Origin of the sequence: Daejeonella sp. (genome assembly GCF_030684675.1) — a bacterium.
In the GTDB taxonomy this organism is placed as follows: Bacteria; Bacteroidota; Bacteroidia; order Sphingobacteriales; family Sphingobacteriaceae; genus Daejeonella.
This window is the reverse complement of sequence record NZ_JAUXXZ010000063.1, coordinates 37,371-64,312: the sequence shown is the minus strand read 5'-3', so window position 1 is coordinate 64,312 and position 26,942 is coordinate 37,371. Positions and strand designations below refer to the sequence as shown.

The window sequence follows — 26,942 nt, the reverse complement described above, 5'->3', positions numbered from 1 at the left end:
GTGTGGGTTTCTTCGACTCAAATCCAGTTTACGACAGCAGCTTTAACAGCAGGAACTAGCTACAAGGTTACATTGACCGTGAGTGGTCAGGCCTCCGCAGTATCTTCATCATCTTTTACCGCAGTATCCAATAATGCAGATTTATCAGCCCTATCGCTGAGCAGCGGAACATTAAGTCCAGGTTTCTCTTCAGCCACGCTAGCTTATTCGGCATCGGTATCGAATTCAACCGAATCAATCACTGTTACTCCAACCCGCGCCCAGGCCAATGCAACGATAGAGGTACGGGTTAACGGTGGCAGCTTTGCCGCACTAGGCAGCGGAACTGCTTCGAAAGCACTGGCACTGAATGTGGGCATCAATACGATTGATGTGAAGGTAACTGCGCAGGATGGCAGTACCACCAAAACTTACCAGATTACCCTAACACGCTTACTTTCCGCTATAGCCGACTTGTCAGCTTATGAAGTTATTCACCAGGCTCCTACTATAACTTTTAATGGCTTTCTACGACCCGATTTTAATTCGTCGACTATTGCATATACCGATACTGTAGTTAATTCCGTAACTGATTACGGTATTAGACCGACAGCAGCCCAAGCAAATGCTACCATAAAAGTTAATGGCGCTACAGTAGCCAGCAGAGCAACCTCCGCACCAATCGCTCTCACAGTCGGAGAGACTGTTATTACAACCGTTGTTACGGCACAGGATGGGACTACTACCAAGACTTATACAATAAAAGTTCATCGGAAAGGTGTGCCGACTTTGTCTGTTGATCCGGCAACTCTGAGTCTGAGTTCAATTGTGAATACTGCTTCAACAACTTCAACGTTCGTGACTATTACTGGAAGTCAAATATCAGGCAATACCATAGCAACAGTCGTTGCGCCTTATGAGGTTTCTAAAGATGGTTTAACCGGCTGGGCTTTAACGCAGACTTTTACTGCGTCCAGCTTTCCAACAAATACCTCGTCACAGAAAGTATATGTCAGGATTAAGCCAACTGTTGTGGGGGCGGTAGCAGCCAGTAATCTTACAATAACCACTGTTGACGGAGTGACAAAGACCGTGGCTCTTAGCGGTACAGGAGTTGCTGCAGTATCTGATAATGCAGCATTAGCATCGCTTACATCTTCTAATTACACATTGAGCCCTCTATTTGACGCTGCAACAACCAGTTATACTGCTTCAGTTGCCAACACAGTAACTTCGGTAAGTATGGTTCCTATTCTAGCTCAGGTAAACGCAACGATTAAGATCAATGATATAGATGTCGTTAGCGGTTCTTCTGGCACTGTTCAGTTGGCGGTGGGCGCAAATAGTATAAAAGTGGTGGTAACAGCCCAGGATCAAACGACTACAAAAACTTATACCATTGTAATTACCCGTGCAGCTGTAAACCTTGCGACCAATGAAGTTGCTCCGGATACTAACGGAAACGTGACGGTAACGACGGCCAAACCAGAAGTTAAAGTAACTTCTGCAACCCAGCCGGTAACCGTAACAGTTCCAGCAGGAACAACCAACGCAACTGTGGATTACAGCACCCTTATAAATGCTCCGGGTAAAGCAACTGTTCCGAAGACCACCATTAATTCAGACATTTCAAAAGTTGATATTCCTGCTTCGACCGTGTTTACTGCGTCTAATCCGGCCTGGGATGGGGTGATCCATGCGCCAAAAATTGACATTTGGACGCCACCTGCTACTGACGATGAGACTATAACATCTCCCGGTCTGGTTATTGAACTTGGTCACCCTACTATTTCGTTCTCTTTAAGTAAGGCGGTAAGGTTATCATTGCCAGCACAAGCAGGCATGCGTGCTGCACTTATACACAATGGCGTTTACAGGGAAATTACTTTGGAAGGTCCTTCTGATACTCAAGCGGCAGGAGATGCTTTACCGACCGATGGAGCTTTTAAAATCAATGTAGGAGCGGATTTAGTGATCTGGACTAAAGTGTTTTCACAATTTATAACGTTCACTCAGACCACCGACCTGAATGTCGCAATAGTTTCATCTGACGCTGCTTCGATTTCTGTTAATGATATAAAGGGTGCTAATAGTGCGCTGGATAATATAACCACCTCACTGGTTAATCCATTACCGGCAACAGCAGCTGGTGGATCAGCAATCACCTGGACGTCAAGCAATCCGGCTATTGTTTCAAATAACGGTCAAACAATCACCCGTCCTGTACAAGGTTCCCCTGCTCCTGCTGTAACGATGACTGCAACAGTCAAGAAAGGTAGGATTACACGGACACAGAATTTCGGATTGACTGTAGTTCCATTGCCAAACCAAGCACCAACAATGGCTGCAATTGCTAACCAAACACTTTGTTTCACTACAGCACCTCAATCTGTAACTGTTACTGGTATTACCGCTGGACCTGAAAGCGGACAAACTGTGACACTTAGTACTTCATCTAGCAACCCAGGTTTATTAACTGGCTTAGCTATAAACAGTACAACAGGTGTGATCACTTATACTCCGCTGAACGCCGCAGGTGGTAGTACTACTGTCAAAGTAACTGCCACAGATAATGGCGGTACGGAAGGAGGTGGTATTAATACCTTTTCCAGAACATTCACTATTACAGTTAACGCATTGCCCACAATACAAATCTCTAATAGTCTAGGAACGAATGAGGTAAGTAAGGGACTAAGCATGAACATCACGGCAGCAGGAGGATCTTCCTACTCTTGGGCAAATTCATCGGGAATCATCAGCGGCCAGAATACAGCAACAATTACCATTCGCCCGGCCGTAGCCACTACATATACTGTCACAATAACCAATGCAAATGGCTGTGTTAGTAGCCAAAGTATAACTATAAATGTGCTGGAAGATTACTTAGCATTAGACATCAACAATCTGGTGTCACCTAATGGGGATGGACTTAACGATGCTCTTGTAATTAAAAACCTGGATATGTATCCGAATAATACGGTTAAGATATTTGACGTAACAGGCAGGATGCTTTATTCTAAACAAAACTATACAAATGATTGGGACGGAAGTTTTCAGGGTTCTCCTTTAACAGAAGGTACATATTACTATTTGGTCGATTTTGGGACGGGTAAAAAAATTATCAGAGGATTCGTAAGTATTGTAAACCAGCGATAGGATAATAAACGCAGCAATTGCGAACTGGCAATTTTGAACCTGATACATGACAAGAACGTTGAACTTAACAGTCAAAAAAAAATGAAAAAAATAATTAATACCGCATTATTCTTTGCCATCGTCTTCAGCAGCAATATAGCGACAGCACAATTAAATCCAATGGGAGCTATGTACTTCCAAAACCAATATTTGGGTAATCCAGCTCTCGCTGGTACAGAATCAGGATTGGACTTTAACCTGGGTATTCGCCAGCAGTGGAGCCTTTTTCCGGGGAGTCCGCAGATGCAGACTTTTACAGCGTCTTACGCATTGAATGATAAAGCAGGGCTTGGTTTGAATGTTTATAATGATCAATCAGGCTTGTTTAAACGGACCCGGACGGTGGCCACATATGCCTACCATTTGCCCTTGAGCGAGGTTGACCAGCACCTTTCCTTTGGTCTGTCGCTGGGCTTTGTGAATGATCGTATTACTACAGAAGATATTAGAGGAAATCAGGGCGACTCCAATGTTGGGGCTTACAACCAGCGTGATACTTACGTTGACGGTGATTTTGGTATGGCCTACACCAGCAATAATTTCAATATTCAGGCAGCACTCCCTAACATGAAAAGTTTTCTAAAAAAGGATATAAATATAGACGCCGTTGGTCGTGGCACTTTCTTTTCTGCAATCAGTTATAAATTTCAGATAGATGGTGCAGGAGGTTTTGGTATAGAACCAAAAATTGCTTACCGGGGAGTAAAAGGCATGGATAATTTGATTGACGTTGGAGCCAATATAAGTTATGCTAATAACCGGATTAATTTATTCGGTATGTATCACAGTTCAAAGAGTTCAACATTCGGCGTGGGACTAAACTATCTGAATATTGGCTTTAGTGGGATGTACAGTACAGCCACATCAGCTTTAAGCAGATATTCAAATGATAACTTCGAAGTAAGTATGAAATTAAGATTATTTCAATAGTAAATTTCCATTCCAGTTTACACAAATTCTTAACATCGGACAAAATAAAGGGATAGACGCATTGCTGGTACTTTCTTTTGCTGATTAAATCGTTGTAAACAAGAGAAGCTATTAGATAGAGATTTAAGACCGGTCAATGTTGGACAAATATTTCTGACTTTTTTTAATTCATTTTTTTAAGTGTCTGACTGTAAGCGTTGATTACTTTCTGTATTGGGAAATGAGATATTTGCTTTTGGTAGGTTAATGCCTGTTTTTGATGGTCTGTGTACAACTCCGCTGTTCGGGATGTTAGCCTGCGCATCCCGAACTCTTAATAAAAGCGTGTTTAAAACCCGTTTCATCTAAAATTCGAAATGCCTTGCAGAACATGTCGAACTGTTGAATAGCTGAGCATAGGGTTATTCAATAATTGTGACAAGCAGAAGCCTGAGCGATTTGCCGTACGTAAAACGAGTGAACCAAATCCCTACCCCTTCATTTAACATCAATCAATGTATCATCCTCAACAATCAGTTCCACATGCTTTACAGTGAAATGGTAAAGAAAGAATGCTCCCAATCCTAGGCAACAACCTATTAAAAGTATGGCATTTATGGATTCCGTTTGTGCACCCGATGAGGTTCCTGAAGTGGAGTCCCAGGCGGCAATAGCCAGCAGAATCCCATAAGTAACCTGGCCGGTGTGGTTGATCGTGGCTACCGTACGCTTGTTTTTTTCGGAACTGCCATTCACCGCTTTGGCATACCAATTCGCTGATATTAAATCTTTTGGCCTGACACCCAGTGTATCGGCGAGTTTGTTGATTACCTGAAGCTCCGGAAAATCCGGGCTTGCTTCGATTCTTGAATAGGAGGCCTGTGAGATGTTAAGGCTTGTGGCCATACCTTCCTGGCAAACGTTTTTGTAGCTCCGAATCATTCGCAGATTCTCGCCAAAGTTGAAATTTTTCATGTTGGGGACATTTAGGTAGCTGGTTAATGAATTGATTTCTTTTACATAGAGCGTTTGTTTTATATGAATTTAATCATTCAAATATCCCCTGTCAATACCCTCATAAATAGTGATTTACGATCAAATCGTATAAATACTTTCTTTTTAGCCTCCAAATGCAGTTTTATGTCGCTCGTGAATAAGTTATTCATGCATGAATAATTTATTCACGACCTGATTTTTCATGGTCAAAAAGATGAAAAGGTCTGATTTGAAATCAAAATTTACCCTGTTTTTCTAAGCGGATTTCCGCAGGTTTTTAAAAGGCAATTTTTACCCATGAATAACTTATTCATCGGTTTGAATAACTTATTCATACTGTGAATAACATTTTAGCGTGGTATTGGTCATTTTTGTGTTGTGATTCATACCCAATGCCGAACCGCTATTTTGCGGTGAGACCACGAAGGCCGATAAAAAATAATAAAAAATACTGAGTAAAATCAAGAAAAAACGAAGCTTCCCCCACAGGCAAAACACCCCCCGTATCTAATACGGGGCAAGCTCAGTTTTTTCAGCCCGCCGCACAAAATCACGGTTCATTTGAAATTTTATAGTTAAGTCAAAATTTAGCAGGCGTTTTCTAAAAATATTGATTATCAAAACAAATTCATTGGGTATTGGATTGTAATTTGGCCTGAGTACTATCTCTCCGTTCACCTTTTTTCCTCCGCCCAGGGCGGATGGTGCGGTAGATAAAAGCCGAGCCTTCATACTAACTTTCGAAGCAGTCCCGAACCTTCGGGACAGCGGCGGGGTTTATTCGTTATTTATCTATAGTTTTTTAAGGTACTCATGGTCTCGGTTCCTCCTCGGCTTGGTCCTTTTTTCCTGAAGAAAAAGGACTAGGCCTCCGCGGCTATGAGCGGGAATAGCTCTAATATTCGCTATTAAACTCTTAACAAAGTAATTGTCAAAATACCTCATACCATCAACATACCAAGTACCTGACATCATCGTGACTTCTACTTGAAACATTGCTCACAGGACACAAAAAAGAGATGTTTTACGATGAATTCACGAAGAAGTCAAGGAGAAAACCCAATATTGATGTATCACTGTTTCCCATTTTGACCGGCGTACCGGTCAATATCGGTCAATTTCAGTCAAAATTCGGCCTCAGAGCAATCGAAAATCCGGATGCAGGACTTGAAGAATGATAAGCTTGACGGTAAATGGAAGATTCTGTTGACCGACTCGGCCAATGAGCAATATAGAGTCAGTATATTTCCGGCCGACACCTTTAGCTTTTCAGCTCAAAATGGATTCATAGGTAAGGCTTCTAAAATTGAAGTCTCCGGACTTAAGCAGCGGATAATAAGCCTGTCGGACAGTTCTGTGCTCAGTGCAGAAAAGCAAACGGCTATGCGTTATGTAGAACAGCAAGAAAGCAAAAAATCGGAGATATCAAACGCCCGGGTTTTAGAAAAAAAACGCTGGCCGCCACTAATGATAATAATTATGTCGGGGGTGCTTATTGTAGTCGGCTGCTTGTGGTTAAGACGTCATTTAACACAGAGGTTCAGGTGATATGGCAGAAGCCGGGTTTGATTTTCCGGCTTCTTTGGTGGCTTATCCCAGCAGTTAAGACCCGCTATGAAGCTCGTAATAATCGATGGCGCCACTTACGGTGGCGAGCGGGCAATGTCATTATTTAAGAGTTGAGTTCAATCCTGCTGATTGCTCTTTCGAGGTCGAAATTTTTCTGGCGACCCCGAAGACGGCCGCATATTTATAGATGACCCTGAATGGGTCACATGTTTATAGAACCATGTTAGCGAGGAAATCCCGACCCTGAAGGTGGTCGTATGTGGTAACGGTACACATGCGACCACCTTCGGGGTCGGGAAACAGGATTGCATGATTTTCTATAAACATGCGACCCCTTCGGAGTCGGCTAATCTATTATGACATATGGCCTCTACAGGGCAAATGCAAAACGATGCCAAACAGAAATCTTGAATGGCTTAAATAATGACATTAGGCGAGCGGGGCACCCGTCAGCGGCCCGGATTTATTGCAGCTATTCGTGAATTCCCCGCTTCTAATCGTCAGATGCTTTTGCGATGATTTCAATAACTCCATTGAAAACTTTGGGATGCTGCAACTATAAGTGCCTCTGTATAAAGATCATTTTTGTGTTATTGCCCAATCATCCATAGAACTTTCAAAGACCGTCAGCGGTAGACTACCTCCTTTTAGAACCGCATCATGGAAGTATCTAAGGTTAAATTTTGACCCTAATTGTTTTCTATACTTTTCTCTCAGCTCTTCAATTTTCAACTGGCCTATTTTATAGCTTAATGCCTGCCCGGGATATGCCATGTAGCGTTCTACCTCAGAAGTTGCAAACTGCTCCGTGATCGGCATATTATCCAACATATATTTAATAGCATCTTCCCTTGTCATTTTGCCGGTGTGAATGCCTACATCCACCACTAACCGTATGGCGCGGTGGATCTGTCCCATCAAAGTACCCATGTATTGATATGGATCAGTGTATACACCCAAATCTTTGCCAAGGGTCTCAGAATATAAACCCCATCCTTCACTAAAAGCTGGGATTATAGAAAAAAGACGAAGTTTGGGTAGACTGATATTTTCCTGTTATAAAGACAATTGGTAGTGATGGCCAGGTATAGCTTCATGCAAAAAAAGAGTTTCCATGCTGAATGAAGGATATTTTGTCGCATCTACAATTGGAACGTAAAAGATACCAGGGCGTTTTCCGTCAGGAGTTCCGCGAGAATATTGCGCAGACGCTGTTGCTGCCCGGAAAGCTTCTGTTTGCCTGATCTCAAAAGGACTTTTTGGTTTTATACTAAAAAGCTTGTGGAGGTTCGGATCAATCTTTTGCTGGATGCTGTTATATGCGGCCAGCACCTCTGATGCATTTTTAAAAGGCAGAAATTGCGAATCGGTAGTAAGAACTTTATAAAATTCCGGAAGTGATCCTTTAAAACCTGTTTCGGATTTGATTTTTTCCATTTCCTGATGAATAGCATCGACTTCATTTAGACCAACCTGATAAATTTCTGCCGATGTTTTATTTGTTGTTGTAAAAGATCGAATCAGGAAAGCGTACCTGGCCATTCCATCCGGCAATGCGTTATAGCCCGATGTTTTACGTGCCTTGGGCAGGTATTCGTTTTTAAGATATGACGCTAACCTTACATAAGCGGGCGTTAGTTGCTGGCTGATAGCTTTGTCATAAGCTTCCCTGAGCTTCTCTTTTTCTGCCTTTGTAAAGTCAGATGGAAAATTTCTTACCGGTCCATAAAAGATATTTTTGCTTGTGTCAGGTTCTGCAAGTTTTTCCATTTGGGGGATCATTTTAAGGACCAATACGCTCGGCAAAACCACGCCGGCTGAGACACCTTTATTAAAATTTGCGATCGCTGTATCAACCCAAATGGTAAATGCATTAATACGTTTTAACCAGTCTTCATAATCCTTTATGGATCTAAAAGGCTGTTGGCTATTTCCTGCTCCCAATATTCCAATTGTTAAAGCAGTAGAACGCATTTGATTTGCCGGTATATATTCCGGATGATAAGTAATGGCTTCATTACCCATTTTCAATACGTACTCCAATAGATCGTAGGAGGTACGGTCAGTGATATTTAAATCTTGTCTCTTATACTGTTTAAGAGCGGTTAAATAGTTATCATAAAAACTTTTGACTTTACTGATATGCTCTGACCCTTCATCTGGCAGAAGGTCATTGTATCGCAAGTCTCCATTATTCGTAGCCTCCAGCGGAAAAAGTTTCAAACGTTCTTCATAATAGTTGTCAAATAATTTGTGAAGCGATACCTTCTGGGAAAAAAGTTTGTCAGGCAGCACTACAAGACAAAGGATGGTGAAGATGCTGAGCGTTTTCATTTTTTCGGGCTTAATGATTAAAAGCGATTATTTCATAATTTTTTCTCCAATTGCGGATATTGAATACCCAGCTGTTCGAGATAGGTCTTGTATTTTGAAGGATCGTAATAATATTTTTTTAGCTGAGGCCGGAATTCATCCATTATCTTTTTATTGAGATGAATGGCAGGAAGGGTAGTGGATTCTACAAATGGAATATATTTAACCTCTTTTGTTTGAACATTTTTATGATAATCCCAGGCATTTGCAATGATCCCCGGATCTGTCAGCATATCCAATAGTGTAGAGGCCACTACTTTACTTCCGGCCACTACACCTTTATGCGCGATGGGTGTAGCCATGGCAATGGCATTCGCCCAATTATGCCCGGGTGTGCCGGCAATATTTGCCGGATAATTGAATACCACAGTTGGCACATTCCAGGCAATATCCGCGATATCATCGCTGCCTGCTCCCCAGGAAAATTGTACCGGGCCCATTAATGTATCGGGCTTCGTCGATAGCCCGTCAATAGGTTCGCCCATTGGTGTTTTTGGGGGTGCATTCACGAGTTTCTGGACAGCCCTTGCCAATTGCTGGTCGGATGAATCCCAAACAGGCAATCCAACTGTTTTTATGTTTCTATATACAGCTTCGGCTATGGGTTTATTGAAATGCCCGGGCCATGCAGTGCCCAATAACTGATAAGAAACTTTAGTGCCTGTCATAGCAGCTACTGATTTTGCATAGAGAATGGCCTGATCATACATATCCCTGATATCCTCATAGGTCCTTTCCCTGAGATAATACCATACAGAGGCTTTTGAGGGTACAACGTTAGGCTGATCACCGCCATCCGTGATCACATAATGAGAACGTTGACTAGGTTTCATATGCTCTCTCTTAAAATTCCAGGCAATGTTCATGAGTTCAACAGCATCCAGGGCGCTTTTACCACGCCATGGTGCAGCAGCAGAATGTGCTGAGCTCCCTTCAAATTTAAATTCAACGGATACTAATCCGTTATTGCCCGCGTCACCCCAGGACACACCCATATTACTGCCCACGTGCGTGAATATGCATGCATCAACGTCCTTGAAGTAACCATCCCGAATGTACCATGCTTTGGTGGCCAATAGTTCTTCAGCCACACCCGGCCAGATCATCAGTGTTCCGGGCATCTTTTCACGTTCCATTATTTTTTTTACTTCGATAGCTGATAAAATTACTAAAGGTAAGCCAGAGTTATGTCCCTCTCCATGACCGGGTGCACCTTCTACAATAGGCTCCTTATAAGCGACTCCCGGCTTTTGAGAAGCTTTAGGAATTCCGTCTATGTCACTTCCAAGAGCAATGAATGGTTTGCCATTGCCCCATTTGGCCATCCATGCCGTGGGGATCCCCCCAATTCCTTTTTCTATAGTAAACCCGTTTTTTACCAGAATATCAGTGAGATAGGCAGATGTTTCCGTTTCCTGAAATCCGAGTTCAGAGAAGCTGAAAACCATATCCACCATTTCCTGGGCGGTTTTATATTTACCATCAAGGTTGTTCATCACCTCTTTTTTCCAGTTTTCAACTTTTGGATTAAGTGTTGATTTAGTCTGTGCCCCGGCATGAATGGAAAATGCCAGGAAAAGAAGGGATAGAAGTACTCTTGTATGTATCATAATCTTGGTTTAATCCCGTTTTGTTAAAAAATGGGTAATGGTTTTGTGCTAAATGAATTTACCTATCACAGATACTTTATTATATCACAAGGTAAATACTTTCTACCCTTATTTTTTAATACTGCCACCCTGTGTTTGTACTTTATTAATGTTTAATTGAATTTAATAATTTATCCAGCTCAGTTCTGGAATACGCTCTTCCATTAGAAACTACCATGTTGATTTGATCTATGGCCTGTATATTGTTTAGAGGGTTGGTATCGAGTACAATCAAATCAGAAGATTTTTCCTTACCCAGGCTGCCATAAAAATCATTAACTCCCATAAACTTTGCACCATTTATCGTTGCTGATTGTAAAGCTTGTAAAGGTGTGAGACCAGTAGCCACCAATAGTTTCACTTCTTCATGCAAAGACTCGCCGGGATATACATATGGGTTGTAGGCACCGCAGTCAGAACCCGCCATAATGTTAATACCCCTCAGATGCATTTGTGGAATCAACGAATTTGCTTTGAGAGCATATTTCTTAGAAAAGGCTGTAAACTCATTCGATTGCCTCTTTGCGCTATTTACTCGTCCTGCATAGGTAGTCTGTATCTTAGGTTCTATGTACGGTATTAGTTTATCGGTCGAATGATCTCTTTCCTTGATCTCACCTAATGTCTTCGAGATAAACAGTGTCGGTACAATTGAAAACCTTTTTCTCCCAAGGTACTTAAACAACCGATCCGCAGTTTTTGCATCATATGTGTCGTATAAGGAAGGAAGTGCGGCAAATAAGCCTATTGGCTTTGCTGTATGCTCGCTTTGGATAACTGCATTGGTAATGCTGTCTTCTTTGGCGGAGCAGGCTTTGAAGATGTAAAATAAGTGTTCGGATGCATCCAGGCCACGGTCAACTGCTTCCTTTAGCTTAACAGTATAAGGCATATGTCCTGATGTTTTCATGCCTCTTTTCTCTGCCTGTGTAATGGTTTCCAGGAAAGCCTCCCTTGAAATCTTGCTTTCATAGATTTTCACGAAATCAGCATCAATCTTTTGAAGGGAATCAAGTGCTTTAGTAACCTGCTCAGGTGTTTCCACTTCCAGCGAACCCGCCCAGGTACTTTTTGGCCCGTCAATCTTCGGCCCTGAGGTAAAAATTCTCGGTCCTGCTAACGTGCCCTCTGTTATTTGTTTGCTCCAGTTCATAACTGAAGGCGTCATGTCACCCCCGCACTCCCGCACTGTTGTGATCCCATAAGAAAGGAATAAGGGTAATAAATCTTTGTTTGCCTGTATCAGGCCATCCCCGCCACGGAAATGCACATGCATATCCCAAAAACCAGGAAGCACATATTTGTTGGCTAGGTCTATGTAGCGGTCGGCCTTATACTGCCTCACTTTTTTTGTATCAGCAATCACTTTAATCGTGTCGCCAGAAATAGCAAGCAAACGTTTATAAGTAATTTTCCCGGTTGTTACGTTTACAATACTGGCATTCTCCAACACCAGCGAGTACTTGTTCTTCTGAGTTTGGGAAAAACAGGTACACGTTACACAGAAAGCAATAAGAGTTAAGAAAATTCTTTGCATTATAGAGAGAGATTAAACTGGTTTAGTTGCATACTATGCACTCGAGAAAGCCTTGCTTGTTTACAATATTATTTATTCTGCCGGGTTTTTTATGATAAGTTTTTTTCTCTAAAAAACAATCCCCTGAAATTAACCCAGGGGATTGTAATAAGAACATGATTTTTTGTGTTTACTTAATAACAGAACTTAAATCTGGTCTGTGTTTTACCAGCATGGTCTCCATTTCATTAATCAAATTGTAGATGGTGGTAGTTGAACCCCTCATTTTATCCCATTCAGACTGGCCAAATTTATTAATATAAGCCGCTTTAAATGCAGCGGTAGTTGAGGGGGAATAATCTGGTTCCAATTGCTTAAACCCATCTTTTAAAGCTGTTCGTATAACAAATACCGGTTTTGAACCGGCGTAGGTTAATACGTATGCTCTATTACTTGAAGGATTTTTTATTTCTTCGTTTATAATAACGCTTCTACGCACTTCATTCATGAATTCAGGCATCTTTCCCGGTTTCACATAATAATTTGTTTGAATATATTTTGAGGCAGTCACATCTTTGTAATTATAACTTAATGTATCAAGCCATCTGTAGGTATTTCCTAATTTCTCTACCGCAATTTTCGCTGAAATAGTTGAGGAGATGTCGAGATCATGGGCTTTTGAGTCAGGCATATCGATATCCATATCTGCATACCCGAGAGGACCCTCTGCCAATTGATAAAAGCCTGCATAATCGCCGCTGACAATTTCAAAAACCTGCCGTTTACTTTCACCATTATGGTATTTTGTTAAATGAGTCTTCCAGGCCGACTCAAATGCCTGAGTTTGTCCAATCTTAGGCTGCATTAAACCTACTGAATACAAATTTTTAGTCTGGCTGAATACACCTGCAAGAGGCATAATCATAATTAGAAATAATAATTTTTTCATTTTGTTAATTGGTTAGGTGTAAAAAAATAAAAATTTAACTAATATTAAATATAATTATATTATTTCTGTATTTGTAAGAAAATCAGTGAGTTAAATTTTATTAAGTCGGGGTTATTGATAATTATTGCTTCTAGTTAAATCAGGCAAATTATTCCGGATTTCGCTGTTCGGGATGTTAGCCTGCGCATCCCGTACTCTTAATAAAAGCGGGTTTAAAACCCGCATCATCTAAAATTCGACATGCCTTGCAGAACATGGCGAACAGCGGATAATTCCATTTTTGCAAAAATATGCAAAAATGGAATCGATGAAATAGTGTTACCCTTGTGTACAAATTAATTTAGCCTCCCAATTGCTCAATCGTTTTCTTTGCTGCTTCTAACCTTATCTTATTATTTTTCTCCACCATTTTTTTGGTTATTCATTTCTCAAGTTTATGATGTAGAGGGATATTTATCCCATGGTTTTACTATAATATCGTTGCTCCTTGTCTGTTCTTGCTTCCCACCATAGATTACTGTTTTTTGAACAGTATTGGATTTTAATGAAGAAAAATATTCCAGGCCTTTAAAGAAGTCGGTTGATATTGTTTCCCCGGCTTTCAATTCTAATGCTGTTAATTTACCTGCTGTATCTAATAATATATCTACTTCATTTCCTGTTTTATCACGCCAGAAATAAAGGTTATCGGCAGCACCTTTATTGAATCTTTCTTTCAAAAGATCAGAAACTATCATGTTTTCAAATAAAGCTCCTTTGGCAGCATGGGTAGCTATTTGCTTTGCATTAGTAATGCCAAGCAAAGAAGAGGCAACACCTGTATCGTAAAAATAAAGTTTGGATGTTTTTATGATCCGCTTATTAAAATTACCGTGATAAGGTTTTAATAAATAAATGATATAACTGCTTTGCAAAATACTTAACCAGGCAGATACAGTTTTCTGGTCAATGCCACAATCGTTGGAAAGAGAAGTCAGGTTGAGTAACTGTCCTGTTCGTCCGGCACATAAGCGGAGTAATTTTGTAAACTGAGAAAGGTTGCTGATATTTTTTAATTGCCTGACATCTCTTTCAACATAAGTATTTATATAGCTTGTATACCAGTCTGCCGGATTTATTTTTTTTGCAATTACTTCGGGATACCCACCATGCAGGATATGCCAGCCGTAATCTGCTTTTATTTTTTTGCTGTCTTTTAATTCCTTTAGCGATAATGGCAGCAAAGTTAAATATGCAATTCTGCCTGAGAGAGTTTGTGTAATATTTTCCTGCAATAAAAAATTGTTGGAACCAGTTAGTACGAACAACCCTTTCTTTTTTGTTTCATCCAGCACCTGCTGTAAATAAGAAAATAAGTGAGGCGCTCGTTGTATTTCATCTAGTATAGCGCCGTTTCTATATTGAGAAAGGAAACCCCTTGGGTCGGAATCGGCGAATTCCAATATGTCGGGGTTTTCTAATGAAACATAAGGCTTTTGCGGAAAAACATTTCTGCAAAGAGTGGTTTTGCCGCTTTGCCTGGGCCCTACCACTGCAACGCTGCGGAATGTTTTTGCAAGTTTCATCAACCTTATTGCTGCTGTACGCTGAATCATAGGTTAAAGATACGACTATTTTGGACAAATCCGGAATTTAATTCCGGATTTGTCCAATGTTTATATCCCGAAAAATTGTGATTTGTCAATCGCTTTGTTCAGTTTTACCCGCAGTAGTTTCAACGAAGGCGGGTTCCAAGATTGCTATCGTTTTCTTCGCCGCTTCCAGCCGTATTTTCTTATTCTTCTCCACCATTATTTTAGTGATCCATTTCTCCAATTTATGATGAAATGGTATTAGCAAGGCCCCGATTGCAATTAGCACTCCCAGCATCAAAACCGGAGAATCATTGGTCAGATGCGCGAGGTATGGATGTATAAAAAGATTGATGAATTCGAACACCGCAAGCAAGCCAAGAATTCCAAAGAATTCAATGAATTTAGTTTTTACGATAATGCTGCGGCTGAGTGCGAAAAACAGGATAATAAAGGTGATCAGTCCAATGGCCATAGCTGCAAATTGGAGATTGTTCTTTCTATCTTCCGCAATTTCCATTTGTCTGAGTTTTTCATCAAAGCCAATACTTTGAAGCTGCATGGTTTTTTGCTGACTGAATAAAGAATCGTAAGCCGATTTAGAGATGTCCTGGTAAAAGAGTAAGCTATCCATATTCCGCCTGTTCCTGTAAAAAGTGGATAAGAAGCTGCTGGCATCAAGAATTGCTTTTGTAAATCCTTTTTCCTTAACAAATAAAAAAGCCCTTTTTGCATAAATAAGACTGGAATCATTCTGTCCGCTTTTTTCAAATAATTTTGCCATGCCCAGAAAGGTTCCGCTTAGACCCGCATAATTTTCTGCTTTTTCTGAATAAGGAATACTTAGCCGGTAATATTCCAATGCCAGCCTGTCTTGTCGTGTTGCAGAATGGATGTCTCCCAAATAGGTTAATGAACTGCCAATTATCCTGGAATTATGAACCTCATATGCTACATTATACGCTTGTTGTACGAAAAGTCTTGCAGAATCAATTTTTTTTAAATTCATATAAGTCCTCCCAACACCATTGAGGTAAATAGAGAGTAAAATCTTATTATTCATTTTTTCTGCTAATGCAGTTGCCTTCACATAATAATCTAAAGCAAGCCTGTAATCTCCTTGTGCATAATAAATACCTCCAATTTGGTTAAGATTTCTTCCCATTCCATCAAGATTTTTCATCTTTTCATTGATCTTTAATGCCTGAAGTAGGGATTCCATTGCCTGAGGATAATTACCTAAATTAGAAAATGCACCTCCAATCCTGTTTAGACTTACTGCTTCTCCTTTTAGAAAACCTATGCGGCTTGACAGTGATAAGCCTTCTAAAGCCAGCACCATCATTGTATCCGGTTTTGATCCTACGTATTCGAAAGCAAGATCAGATAAAAGTAAAACACGGCTGGTGTCTGTTTTTTCTTTTTGCAGTAATAGTTTCAGGCTATCCCTAACATGTGTTTGAGCATGCACTGTTGTCAGGGAAAAGAAATTAGTTAATAAAAGAAAAATTATTTTTTTCATAATCTTTAAAGATTCTGTTCAGTTTTACCCACCGCATTAATAGGGAGGACGGGCTCCAGGCTTTCGATAGTTTTTCTGGCAGCCTCTAACCTAATTTTCTTATTCTTCTCCACCATGATTTTAGTGATCCATTTCTCAAGCTTGTGATGCAGTGGTACCAGCATTGCACCGATAATAATGAGTATAAGCAGCATCAGCACTGGCGAGTCATCTGTAGCATGCGCCAGGTAGGGATGAATAAACAAGTTAATGAATTCGAATACAGCAAGCAGTAGAAGCACACCGAAAAACTCAATGAACTTAGTCTTTACAATAATGCTGCGGCTGAGGACAAAAAACAGAATGATAAATGTGATCAGCCCAATGGCAATAGCTGCAAATTGGAGATTGTGTTTTCTGTCTTCTGCATCTTTTAACTTGGACTCATTGATCTCTCTTTGTCTTTCCGCTTCAGCAAAAGACATGTTTTGGATCTGAACTGTTCTAGAACCACTGAAAACACTGTCAGTTGCCTCCAATGCCATTTTATAATATCGGGCTGCTTCGTTACCGTCCCTGTTTTCATATAGTTGCGCTAGTAGTTTGGCAGCACTCATCACACCGGCTTTACTTTGTCTCTGATTGTGCATAGCCATCGCCTGTTTTGCATAATAGAATGCAGAATCTTTATTACTTGTCTTCATGAATAGTCTGGCAAGCCCCATGTAACTTTGAGGTAACATGACTAATCGGTTATCTGCAATGCTAGCTATACTCATCCGATAATATGAAAAAGCAAGTTCTGTGTTACCCATTGCATTGTGCACATTCCCTAAACCTATTAATGGACCACTTAAATGAGATTTCCAAGCTTTCCTGGCTTTTTCATAACTTTTAGTGTAATATATTAAAGCGGAGTCCAGCTTATTTTGCCGTAGATAAATGGCGCCAATTCTTGTAAATAAAAAGAGCCCATTATACGGTACTTTAGTTCGTCCCAAAATCTCTTCCGCTTTAAAATAATAAGCTAATGCTGCTTCATTGTTTTGCTGGTCTGAATATACAAGGCCTATATCATTTAATGAACTAAAATACTCTTGGGTATAAGGATCCTTCTCTCTTATTTTTAAAGCTTTTAAGTTGTATTCCAATGATTGGGGATAATCACTGGTAATTCTAAAATAATTGCCCAATTGATTGTAACATTGTGCTTCACCTTTTTCAAACTTTATCTTTCTAGCTAATGCTAATGCTTTAGCTACTATTGAAAATTTTCTTACATTATCCAACTCATATCGGCTAAGTAAGCAAAGTGCCATAACCTTCGCAGTATCCTGTGTTGTAGTAGCGATAACATTCTTTAAGCTATCGATCTGCTGTTTCGTCTGGGCAAAAAGGCTCTTTGAGATAAAGATCAAGGTGATCAAAAATATTAGTCTTTTCATAAGATTTAAGTAACTGGAGCACCTTCCAGATTTGCGATAGTTTTCCTGGCCGCATCCAACCGTATTTTCTTATTCTTCTCTACCATTATTTTAGTGATCCATTTCTCCAGTTTATGGTGAAGCGGTACCAGCAGGCCACCTATTACAATAAGTACAAGCAACATGAGCACAGGCGAGTCGTTTGTAGCATGAGCCAGGTAGGGATGAATAAAAAGATTGATGAACTCAAATACAGCTAACAAACCGAGAATACCAAAGAATTCAATGAACTTAGTCTTGACGATAATGCTGCGGCTAAGTGCAAAAAATAAGATGATGAAAGTGATCAGGCCAATGGCCAGAGCTGCGAATTGAAGATTGTGTCGTTTATCTTCTTCAGTTTTTAATTCGGTCATTGCAATTTCTTGTTGTCTGAGTTTTTCATCAAAGTCAAGGCTTTTAAGTTGATTAATTCTTTGCTGGCTGGATAGAGAATCCTTCGCTGCTGAAGCTATTTTTAAGTAAAACAAGGCTCTATCTGTGTTTCCCCGGTTCTCATAAAAGGAAGATAACAAACTACTTACATCTCGCATTTTCAAAGTAAATCCTGCTCCTCTACTAATTTCGAAAGCTTGATTTGCATAAAATAGAGTTGAATCCATTTGTCCTTCATTCGCAAACAATTTGGCTATACCAAGGAATGTATCCGTTAAGCTCAGTTCATTTCCTAACTTATTATAAGGTATGCTCAGTCTGTAATATTCCAGTGCAAGTTTTCTTTGTCCTGTTTCTGTGTAAATGTCGCCCATTAAAGTTAAAGCGACTCCTGTTGCAAAGGGATTATTAAGCTTTCTTGCTTTCTCATATGCTTGTTGGGTATAGACTCTTGCTGTATCATATTGCTTTAACCCGAAATAGCTATTTCCAAGTCTGACTTCGCTCATGCCATTCGTAACAAGATATTTATTGATCTCTTTATGAAGCTTTTGTGATTTCAACAAATAGTAGATTGCTTTATGGTATTCACCCTGTGCGATATAAATTGTTCCTATATCATGGAGACTTAATCCTATACCGCCAGAGTGACTAATTTTTTCGCTAAGCTTTAGCGCCTGTAAATAAGCTCCCATTGCTTTAGGTAAATTGCCGATTGCCCGATAAGCGTTACCAATTCCACTCAAACTGGCTACTTCTCCTTTTGCAAATGCAATACGTTGTGACAGCGACAAGGCTTCCAGTGCGAGCGTAATAGCCGTATCTGGTTTATTAAGTGCGTATGTGCGGCTAAGTGCGGCTAATAGTAATGCCCTGCTGGTGTCTTGCCTTTCCTTCTTTAATAATGTTGTCAGGCTATCCTTTAGAAGGTTTGTTTGACCATAACTATTTGCAAGACAGAAGAAAGCAACGAGTAATAGTAGTATTTTTTTCATAAGCTTTAAGTAACTGGTGATCCCTCCAATGTTGCTATAGTCTTCCTCGCTGCTTCCAAACGTATCTTCTTATTTTTCTCCACCATTATTTTAGTAATCCATTGCTCCAGTTTATGATGAAACGGGATGAGCAAAGCTCCAATGGCAATTAGTATACCCAGCATTAACACTGGTGAATCATTTGTAACATGAGCTAGGTAGGGATGTATAAAAAGATTGATGAATTCGAATACGGCCAATAACCCAAGAATGCCAAAAAACTCGATGAATTTAGTTTTTACGATAATGCTGCGGCTGAGAGCGAAAAATAATATGATAAAAGTGATAAGTCCGATAGCAATGGCGGCATATTGAAGGTTGTGTTTTCTATCTTCTGCTTCTTTTAGTTCGACGGCTGTGATTTCAATTTGCCTTAGCTTTTCGTCAAAACCAAGACCATGAAGTTGATTAACTCTTTCCCGACCGAATAGAGAATCGTTAGCAGCTTTCGCTATTTTGAGATAGAAGAAGGCGCTATCTGCATTTCCTTTGCGTTCGTAAAAAGAAGACAGAAAACTACTGGCATTAAGAGTGCCAGATGTAAACCCGGCCCCTTTTAAAATTTTGAATGCCTGGTTTGCATAAACCAGCGTGGAATCCATCTGTCCTTCACTTTCAAACATTCTAGCCATCTGAAGAGACAAAGATCCCAATCCCATATTGCTTTCGTTTTTTCTTGTAATTGGCATTTGCAGACGATAATATTCCAGGGCAAGTTTCTTTTGCCCCATTCCTGAATAAATATTTCCAAGTAAGTCAAACGGCTCTTTTCCTGTAACCTGGTATATCTGCTGGGTATAGACTTTTGCAGAATCATAACGTTTTAACTGGAAATAGCTGCTGCCAAGAAGCCTAAGATTGGTTGCAATCTCCCGGTTATTTCGTCCATTCAGTTTTTTTGCTTTCAAATAATAATCAATTGCCTGATGATATTCTCCTTGAAGGTGATAAATAAGTCCTATGTTATTAAGGCTTCCTGATATACCATTAATGTAGTTTATTTTTTCACTGAGCTTCAGAGCCTTCAAAAAAACTTCCATGGCTTTTGCCCTATTGCCTGAAGCATTATAATAGCTTCCTATTCTTATCAAACTGGCTGCTTGTCCCTTGACGAATCCAATTCGCTGTGAAAGTGACAAGGCTTCCAATGCCAGTATTATGGTAGTATCTCGATTATTGGTATTGAACGCGTAAGCAAGTTCAGTCAATAACATCACCCTACCGGTGTCCTGCTTTTCTTTTTGCAATAGAATTTTCAGGCTGTCTTTTGTATTCTTACCTACGTTAAAGTTTTGAGCGTTCAAGCTTGTGATGCAAAAGAAAGCTGCCAAAAAAAGAATGATACTTTTCATAATCTAAATAGTTTGTTCAGTTCTACCTGTAGATGCTTCGGCAACGGTTGGCTCCAGATTTTCAATAGTTTTCCTCGCTGCTTCCAAACGTATCTTCTTATTTTTCTCCACCATTATTTTAGTGATCCACTTCTCAAGCTTGTGATGCAGTGGTACCAGCATTGCACCTATAATAATGAGTATAAGCAGCATCAGCACTGGCGAGTCATCTGTAGCATGCGCCAGGTAAGGATGAATAAACAGATTGATAAATTCGAATACAGCAAGCAGTAGAAGCACACCAAAAAATTCAATGAATTTGGTTTTGACGATAATACTGCGGCTGAGGGCAAAAAATAGGATGATAAAGGTTATAAGTCCGATTGCTATGGCGGCAAATTGGAGGTTGTGTTTTCTTTCTTCCGCTTCTTTTAATTTGGACTCGTTGACCTCTCTTTGCCTTTCTTGTTCAGTAAAAGACAGGCTCTGAATTTGTGCTATTTGAGCCCCGCTGGAAATACTCTCTTGTGCTTCCATTGCCATCTTGTAATATTTCGCATCTGTATTGTCTTTGTTTTCATAAAGTTGCGCTAGTAGTTTGGCAGAATTCATCAGTCCCTCTTTATTTTGTCTGGAGCCAGATAGGGTAAGTGCCTGCTTTGCGTAATAAATAGCGGAATCTTTAGTGGAAGTTTTAATAAATAATTTGGCTAGAGCAAGGTAGCAGCTGCCTAAAGCAGCCATGTTGTTATTTTGTTTTGCTTGTGCCATACTCATCCGGTAATATAAAAAAGCCAGTTCGGAGTTACCCATGGCTGTGTATACATTTGCCAAATCTGTTAATACAAGTCCTAAATTAGTTTTTGCTTTGGTAGCCTTCTCATTACTTCTCATGGAGTATATTAAAGCAGAATCAAGCTTGTTTTGTCTTAGATAAATTCTGCTAATTCTAGTATATAATAAGGCCCATGAGCTCGATTGGAGTGGTATAATATTTTGCGTTAAAACCTCTGACTGTTTAAAGTAATAAGCTAATGCTGCTTCATCGTTTTGCAGAGTACTATAAACATGGCCTACAGCACCTAATGACCTAACAATACCAGGCGAATAATCAAGCTTCTCGCTTAATTTTAAAGCTTTTAGGTTGTATTCCAATGATTGGGGATAATCACTGATATTGATAAAATAATCACCTAAGGCGTAGTAACAATCTGCTTCACCTTTTTCAAATTTTATTTTTCTTGCTAATACTAATGCTTTATTTGCTATTGAAAATTTACTTACAGGATTATTTTTATTAAGGATACTAAGTCTCAAAAGTGTCATTACTTTTTCCGTATCCTGTTTTGTAGTAGCAACTACCTTATTTAAGCTGTCGATATGATGTTTCGTCTGCGCTTCAACATTAGTCAGCCAAACGAAAGCGGCTATTAGTAGAATTATCTTTCTCATAAGCGTTAATTTGGTTCTAAAGACGCTATGGTTTTCTTCGCCGCTTCCAACCGTATTTTCTTATTCTTTTCAACCATTACTTTAGTGATCCACATCTCCAGTTTATGATGAAACGGGATGAGTAAAGCTCCAATTGCAATTAATATCCCCAGCATTAAAACCGGAGAATCATTTGTAAGGTGAGCCAGGTAGGGATGAATAAACAGGTTGATGAACTCAAATACAGCTAACAAACCCAGCACACCAAAAAACTCAATGAATTTAGTTTTTACAATAATGCTGCGGCTGAGGACAAAGAATAGGATGATGAAGGCGATCAAACCAGTGGCAATAGCTGCATACTGAAGATTGTGTTTTCTATCTAATTTTGCTTTTAATTCTGCTGCTGTGACTTCACTTTGTCTGATTTTTTCATCAAAACTAAGGCTCTGAAATTGGTTGATTTTTTCCATGCTAGATAAAGAATCGTTAGCTGCTTTTGCTACTTTATGGTAAAACAAGGCTTTATCAGCATTCCTTCTATTTTCGTAAAAGGAAGATAAGAAACTACTGGCATCACGGATTCCAATAGTAAGTCCTGCACCTCTACTAGTCTCGAATGCATGGTTTGCATAAAACAAGGTTGAGTCTATCTGCCCTTCAACTTCAAACAATTTAGCAATACCAAGAAATGTAATGTTTAGGTTTATATTGTCCTTCGCCAGCTTTAAATAGGGTAAGCTCAGACGGTAATATTCCAACGAAAGTTTCTTTTGTCCTGTTTCCGAATAAATACTCCCCATTAGAGATAATGGGATTCCTTTAATTGTGCTATTTGTCTTGCTTGCTATTTCATATGCCTGCTGGGCATGGACTCTCGCAGAATCATATTGTTTTAACCCCAAATAACTTTTCCCAATACTGGTGATGGTAACTAACTGAGTTCTATCGCTAATGTTTAGCTGTTCTCTTAGTTTTTTCGCTTTCAAAAAATAATCAATTGCCTGATGGTATTGTTCTTGATCACGATATATAAGTCCTATATTACTGAGGTTACCTGCTATGCCAGCAAGATTATCAATTTTTTCATTCAGCTTCAAAGCCTTTAACGAAAATTCCATTGCTTTAGGAAAATTGCCTAGAACACGGTAAACGCCGCCGATTCTCCCCAAACTATTAGCTTGTCCTTTGATGAATGCAAGACGTTTTGAAAGAGAAAAAGCTTCTAATGCCAGAAGCATAACAGTATCTGGTTTATCACTAGTGTACGCATTACTGAGTTGGACTAGTAACATCACCCTGTTGGTATCCTGCTTTTCCTTTTTTAATAAAATTTTCAGGCTATCTCTCACCTTTGCCTGATGTGTTGATTGAGCCTTACTGTTTGTCAGGCACAAAGAATAAGCAAACAGCAGTAAAATTATTTTTTTCATAACCATTAATTTGGTTCTAGAGTAGCTATGGTTTTCTTCGCAGCATCCAGCCGAATTTTCTTATTCTTTTCCACCATTATTTTAGTAATCCATTGCTCCAGTTTATGATGCAGTGGTACCAGCATTCCCCCGATAACAATTAGTACCAGCAGCATCAGGACTGGCGAATCATTTGAAGCATGAGCCAGGTATGGATGAATAAACAGGTTGATGAATTCGAACACAGCCAGTAAACCAAGCACACCAAAAAATTCGATAAACTTAGTTTTTACGATGATGCTGCGGCTCAGAATAAGGAATGAAATAAGGAAAGTGATCAAAACAATCGCGATGGCAGCATATTGAAGGTTATGTGATCGTTCTTCTTTGTCTTTTAATTCTGTAGTAGCAATTTCTATCTGTCGAATTTTTTCTTCAAAACCGAGATTGTGGACCTGGTTAATATTCTGCTGATTGAATAATGAGTCTTTAGCAAGTTTAGCCGCCTTTAGATAAAAGAAAGCACTGTCTGAATTTCCTTTTTCCTCATAAATGGTAGAAAGGAACGTGCTTGATTCAAGAGTTCCTTTTGTAAACCCGGCTTTTCGGGTAATAGTGAAGGCCTTCTTTACATAAAATAAAGTTGAATCTATCCTCTGATCTTTTCTGAATAGCTGCGCCATGCCTAGATAAGTGTTAGCTAAATTCACATGATTTTCCGTCATTTTTGAATATGGTATGCTTAGACGGAAATATTCTAACGCAAGGTTTTTGTGCCCTGTTCCTGAATAGATTGCGCCAGTCACGTATAAAGCATTTCCAATTCGAGTACGATTGTTCCTCTTGTTTGCTATTTCGTAGGCCTGGTTAGAATAGGCTCTTGCCAACGCATATTCTTTTAAGGATAAATAACTTCTCGCAATGTTAATGTGCGCTAAACCATCCGTACCGATTCTGTTTAAGCTGAGGGCCTGGCATTTAATGAACCCAATTCTTTTGGCGAGAGACAAAGCATCTAAAGCTAGTTGTATGGCAGTATCCGGATGGTTGTTAGAGTAATAATAAGAAAGGTCGGCTAATAAAATTACTCTAACGGTATCCCGCTTTTCTTTTTTAAGCAAGGTTTTCAGACTGTCTTTAGCGCTAGTTTGATCGTAACTCTTGGTTGAGAAGCAGAAAGTAAGGAGAAGCAAAAGGATTATCTTCAACATAGAGTTAAATTATTTACCACAGCCTCGTGCGGAGTTTCTTACTTCATAACACAAAGCACCAATCCAGGACGGTTTTTACAGCTAGCTATGTTCAACCCCAGTTTTCTCCCCAGCTTATAATATCCTAAATTAAAAATACATAATTATTAGTTATCTTTTTTAATTGAGTAGTACTATGAAGTTTAGCTCTTGAAGGAGATATTGATTAAGCCTGTAGACTGTCAGGCCTCCTTTCAGCTACCCTGTACACACATTTTTTTAATATGGAGGTTTCGGCCTGCGCCGGAATGACAACGTTTTGTTGTTAATTGGGAGATCCCGGCCTTCCGGGATCGGAGTGGAAACGACCGTACATTTAGATTCCGGCGAAGGCCGTATTCCTATAATATATCGCATCGCCTTGTCCGCGAAAGCGGGAACCTTCTATACATATCTTTTGCAATTCTTTATATCCTCTATGATGTTATACAACTCAATTTAAATCAATCTTTTGCTCGTTTAATCTCGTAATATTTGTGTGTACAGGGTAGCTCCTTTCAGGCAGGAAGGAGGGGTAAAGAGTTCCAAACATCGCCGAAAATTTAATTGCCGGACGGCAAGCTAATAATTGATCCCAGGCCAGCATGGTCAAACTTATCACCGTATACCCTAATGAATTCTGAAAAAGCAAGCTGGCCGGTACAGTGACTGGGTGCCATACGTTCAATCTTCCATTTATCACGAAATGATCTGGCCAATCCTGTGACTCCTGAATCCGAAACATCGACTAGATGAAACCCGCCCAGGATAGAGTAGATCCGCGAATCAATTTTCGAAGCGGTTTCAATGATCTTTTCGATCCCAGGATGCGAACAACCGGAAATTAGAACGATGCCCCTGGGCGTGCGTATTGCCATTGAAATTTCGTTCATTTCCTTAGTTCCGGACACATCAGACGTTGTAGAGAATAAAAAGAAGCCTGGCAGAACCTCCGTTGGCTCCCTGATCTGAATGAATTTTGCGCCCGGCCAGGGAGTACCGAACGACATTTTTTCTGGCGGGTTACCATCAAAATAACGCAAGTCCTCTGGAACCGCTTCAACCCTGACTTGAATTAGCTTCAATAAAGCTGGACTAATTGGAGTGCCAAATGCGCCTCCTTCTGAAGGGGTATATATTTTGACACCAGGATTGATGCTCAGGACATAATTGAGGCCGCTCGTATGATCTCCGTGACGATGGCTCAGGACGACCAGATCTAATCGGCTGAGATCAAGGCCCAGTGCCTTCACATTGTATGCAAACTTGTCGTTATCCCCTCCTGTATCGAAAAGCACCCGCTTACCAGCATATTCGACAAGTGCGGAGTAGCCCCAGCCTCTCTTTAAGGGAGAAGCCTTTCCAAATGCATCGTACAGAATCGTTATACGGGCAGGCTGTTCCTGAGAAAATACAGCACTCAAGGTAATGAGCGGTAAGAATATTGCAAAAAAATAAACCTTTATCTGTTTCACTACAGTAGTAGAATAATTTTATTAACCATTATTTGTCTATAATAATTTCACATATAGTATCGAGAATGTAGAATAGATCATTTATCTTACAATGTACGAATGAGAATTCCTTAAACATAAATATAATAGTACTTGAATAATAACTAAGGATATATAATGCCGAAGTTGAGTATAAGATGTATTAGCTTAATCAGGCTTTGTACTATTTCTAAACGGTTTTAGGCGGTTAATCCGGTTCGATGCCCGACTAATATTTTTTGAAATTTTCTACTTAATTGGTTAAGTGCTTGATAACCAATAGTTTTTACTTTCTGTATTGGAAAATAAGACCATTGCTTCAAACTTCAGCTTGGCAATGGTTTTCTTTCTCATTTTCAATCTGAATTCATCGCAAAGGAGTTTGGCGATTAGAAGCGAGGAACTCACGAATCGCTACAATAAATTCGGGCCGTAGTATGGCACTTTCATGTGTAGCTTCATTAATCACTACGAGCTTCATATCTGGCCTTAGCTTTTATAAGTCCCGAAGTTCTGACAGGAGGGGATCGGCGCTTCCAACAATGCCTAAAGTGGGCACTCCAACCGCAGCAACTGTGCAGGGGGTAATGGTTTGTTCGCGGTACGAGCGTATCATAACGGCTCGGGCGAAGCGATCCTGATTAGGGTTAGCCAGGGCCTTCTCCGATCGAATCTTGATTTCTTCTTCAGTCAGTTTCGGTGTATTGCGTGCTGCAAGAAAGAGTTCCAGCGATGGACTAAAACCTAAGCGTTCTATTTCCAGGGCCTGCTGCTCATAACTATCTTCATCGTGTGCAGTCCAGCGGAAACGACCTGCTGATCCTCCCTGGGTGACCGTAAGGAACCGCTCAGGATGTGTTGTAAGCAGCTGTGAGGTAAGATAGTCCCCAGAAAAATCAAGCAAATAGAGGAGTTCAATGGATGGATGAGTAAGAACAAGAACATA

General features: G+C 40.0%; 17 protein-coding genes and 1 pseudogene. 3 read left to right on the top strand and 15 right to left on the bottom strand.

Going from position 1 to position 26,942, the window contains the following annotated elements:
- On the top strand, positions 1–3,135 hold a 3,135-nt coding region (locus tag Q8M41_RS13820), incomplete at its 5' end, for a cadherin-like beta sandwich domain-containing protein (RefSeq protein ID WP_305365867.1).
- A gap of 81 nt (positions 3,136–3,216) precedes the next feature.
- Complete coding sequence (locus Q8M41_RS13815; RefSeq protein WP_305365866.1) at positions 3,217–4,104, top strand: PorP/SprF family type IX secretion system membrane protein; 888 nt, start codon at positions 3,217–3,219, stop codon at positions 4,102–4,104.
- 477 nt (positions 4,105–4,581) lie between these two features.
- Here the strand turns inward: Q8M41_RS13815 and Q8M41_RS13810 are convergent, their stop codons facing one another.
- The gene (locus Q8M41_RS13810; protein ID WP_305365865.1) at positions 4,582–5,058 is read right to left on the bottom strand and encodes a helix-turn-helix domain-containing protein; all 477 of its coding nucleotides are present in this window, start codon (positions 5,056–5,058) and stop codon (positions 4,582–4,584) included.
- A 1,179-nt stretch (positions 5,059–6,237) separates the two neighbouring features.
- On the opposite strand from Q8M41_RS13810, the gene Q8M41_RS13805 reads away from it, so the two are divergent.
- Complete coding sequence (locus Q8M41_RS13805) at positions 6,238–6,627, top strand: hypothetical protein (protein WP_305365864.1); 390 nt, start codon at positions 6,238–6,240, stop codon at positions 6,625–6,627.
- A gap of 600 nt (positions 6,628–7,227) precedes the next feature.
- On the opposite strand, the pseudogene Q8M41_RS13800 reads toward Q8M41_RS13805, so the two are convergent.
- The 14 genes and pseudogenes from Q8M41_RS13800 to Q8M41_RS13735 all read right to left on the bottom strand — a co-directional run bounded on the left by Q8M41_RS13800 (position 7,228) and on the right by Q8M41_RS13735 (position 26,900).
- Positions 7,228–8,982 (bottom strand): annotated as a pseudogene (locus tag Q8M41_RS13800) (DUF885 family protein).
- A 32-nt stretch (positions 8,983–9,014) separates the two neighbouring features.
- The gene (locus Q8M41_RS13795) at positions 9,015–10,631 is read right to left on the bottom strand and encodes an amidohydrolase (protein ID WP_305365863.1); all 1,617 of its coding nucleotides are present in this window, start codon (positions 10,629–10,631) and stop codon (positions 9,015–9,017) included.
- Positions 10,632–10,776: 145 nt separating this feature from the next.
- Positions 10,777–12,207 (bottom strand): amidohydrolase family protein, encoded by a 1,431-nt coding sequence (locus Q8M41_RS13790; RefSeq protein WP_305365862.1) that lies wholly within the window; start codon positions 12,205–12,207, stop codon positions 10,777–10,779.
- A 169-nt stretch (positions 12,208–12,376) separates the two neighbouring features.
- Complete coding sequence (locus Q8M41_RS13785) at positions 12,377–13,135, bottom strand: hypothetical protein (RefSeq protein ID WP_305365861.1); 759 nt, start codon at positions 13,133–13,135, stop codon at positions 12,377–12,379.
- Positions 13,136–13,569: 434 nt separating this feature from the next.
- Positions 13,570–14,730, bottom strand: a complete 1,161-nt coding sequence (locus Q8M41_RS13780; protein WP_305365860.1) for an ATP-binding protein — start codon at positions 14,728–14,730, stop codon at positions 13,570–13,572.
- An 85-nt stretch (positions 14,731–14,815) separates the two neighbouring features.
- Positions 14,816–16,228 (bottom strand): tetratricopeptide repeat protein, encoded by a 1,413-nt coding sequence (locus tag Q8M41_RS13775; RefSeq protein ID WP_305365859.1) that lies wholly within the window; start codon positions 16,226–16,228, stop codon positions 14,816–14,818.
- Between the two features lie 5 nt (positions 16,229–16,233).
- Entirely contained in the window at positions 16,234–17,652 is a 1,419-nt protein-coding gene (locus Q8M41_RS13770; protein ID WP_305365858.1) for a tetratricopeptide repeat protein, read from the bottom strand.
- Positions 17,653–17,657: 5 nt separating this feature from the next.
- The gene (locus tag Q8M41_RS13765; RefSeq protein WP_305365857.1) at positions 17,658–19,061 is read right to left on the bottom strand and encodes a lipopolysaccharide assembly protein LapB; all 1,404 of its coding nucleotides are present in this window, start codon (positions 19,059–19,061) and stop codon (positions 17,658–17,660) included.
- Between the two features lie 5 nt (positions 19,062–19,066).
- Positions 19,067–20,452 carry a tetratricopeptide repeat protein gene (locus Q8M41_RS13760; RefSeq protein WP_305365856.1) on the bottom strand — a complete coding sequence of 462 codons (1,386 nt, stop codon included), beginning with the start codon at positions 20,450–20,452 and terminating at the stop codon, positions 19,067–19,069.
- Between the two features lie 3 nt (positions 20,453–20,455).
- Positions 20,456–21,883 (bottom strand): tetratricopeptide repeat protein, encoded by a 1,428-nt coding sequence (locus Q8M41_RS13755; RefSeq protein ID WP_305365855.1) that lies wholly within the window; start codon positions 21,881–21,883, stop codon positions 20,456–20,458.
- A gap of 5 nt (positions 21,884–21,888) precedes the next feature.
- Positions 21,889–23,295 carry a tetratricopeptide repeat protein gene (locus Q8M41_RS13750; protein WP_305365854.1) on the bottom strand — a complete coding sequence of 469 codons (1,407 nt, stop codon included), beginning with the start codon at positions 23,293–23,295 and terminating at the stop codon, positions 21,889–21,891.
- Positions 23,296–23,300: 5 nt separating this feature from the next.
- Entirely contained in the window at positions 23,301–24,485 is a 1,185-nt protein-coding gene (locus Q8M41_RS13745) for a lipopolysaccharide assembly protein LapB (protein ID WP_305365853.1), read from the bottom strand.
- 581 nt (positions 24,486–25,066) lie between these two features.
- Complete coding sequence (locus tag Q8M41_RS13740; protein WP_305365852.1) at positions 25,067–25,978, bottom strand: MBL fold metallo-hydrolase; 912 nt, start codon at positions 25,976–25,978, stop codon at positions 25,067–25,069.
- A gap of 514 nt (positions 25,979–26,492) precedes the next feature.
- Positions 26,493–26,900, bottom strand: coding sequence for a hypothetical protein (locus Q8M41_RS13735; protein ID WP_305365851.1), 408 nt, complete (start codon positions 26,898–26,900; stop codon positions 26,493–26,495).
- Between the last annotated feature and the right edge of the window lie 42 nt (positions 26,901–26,942).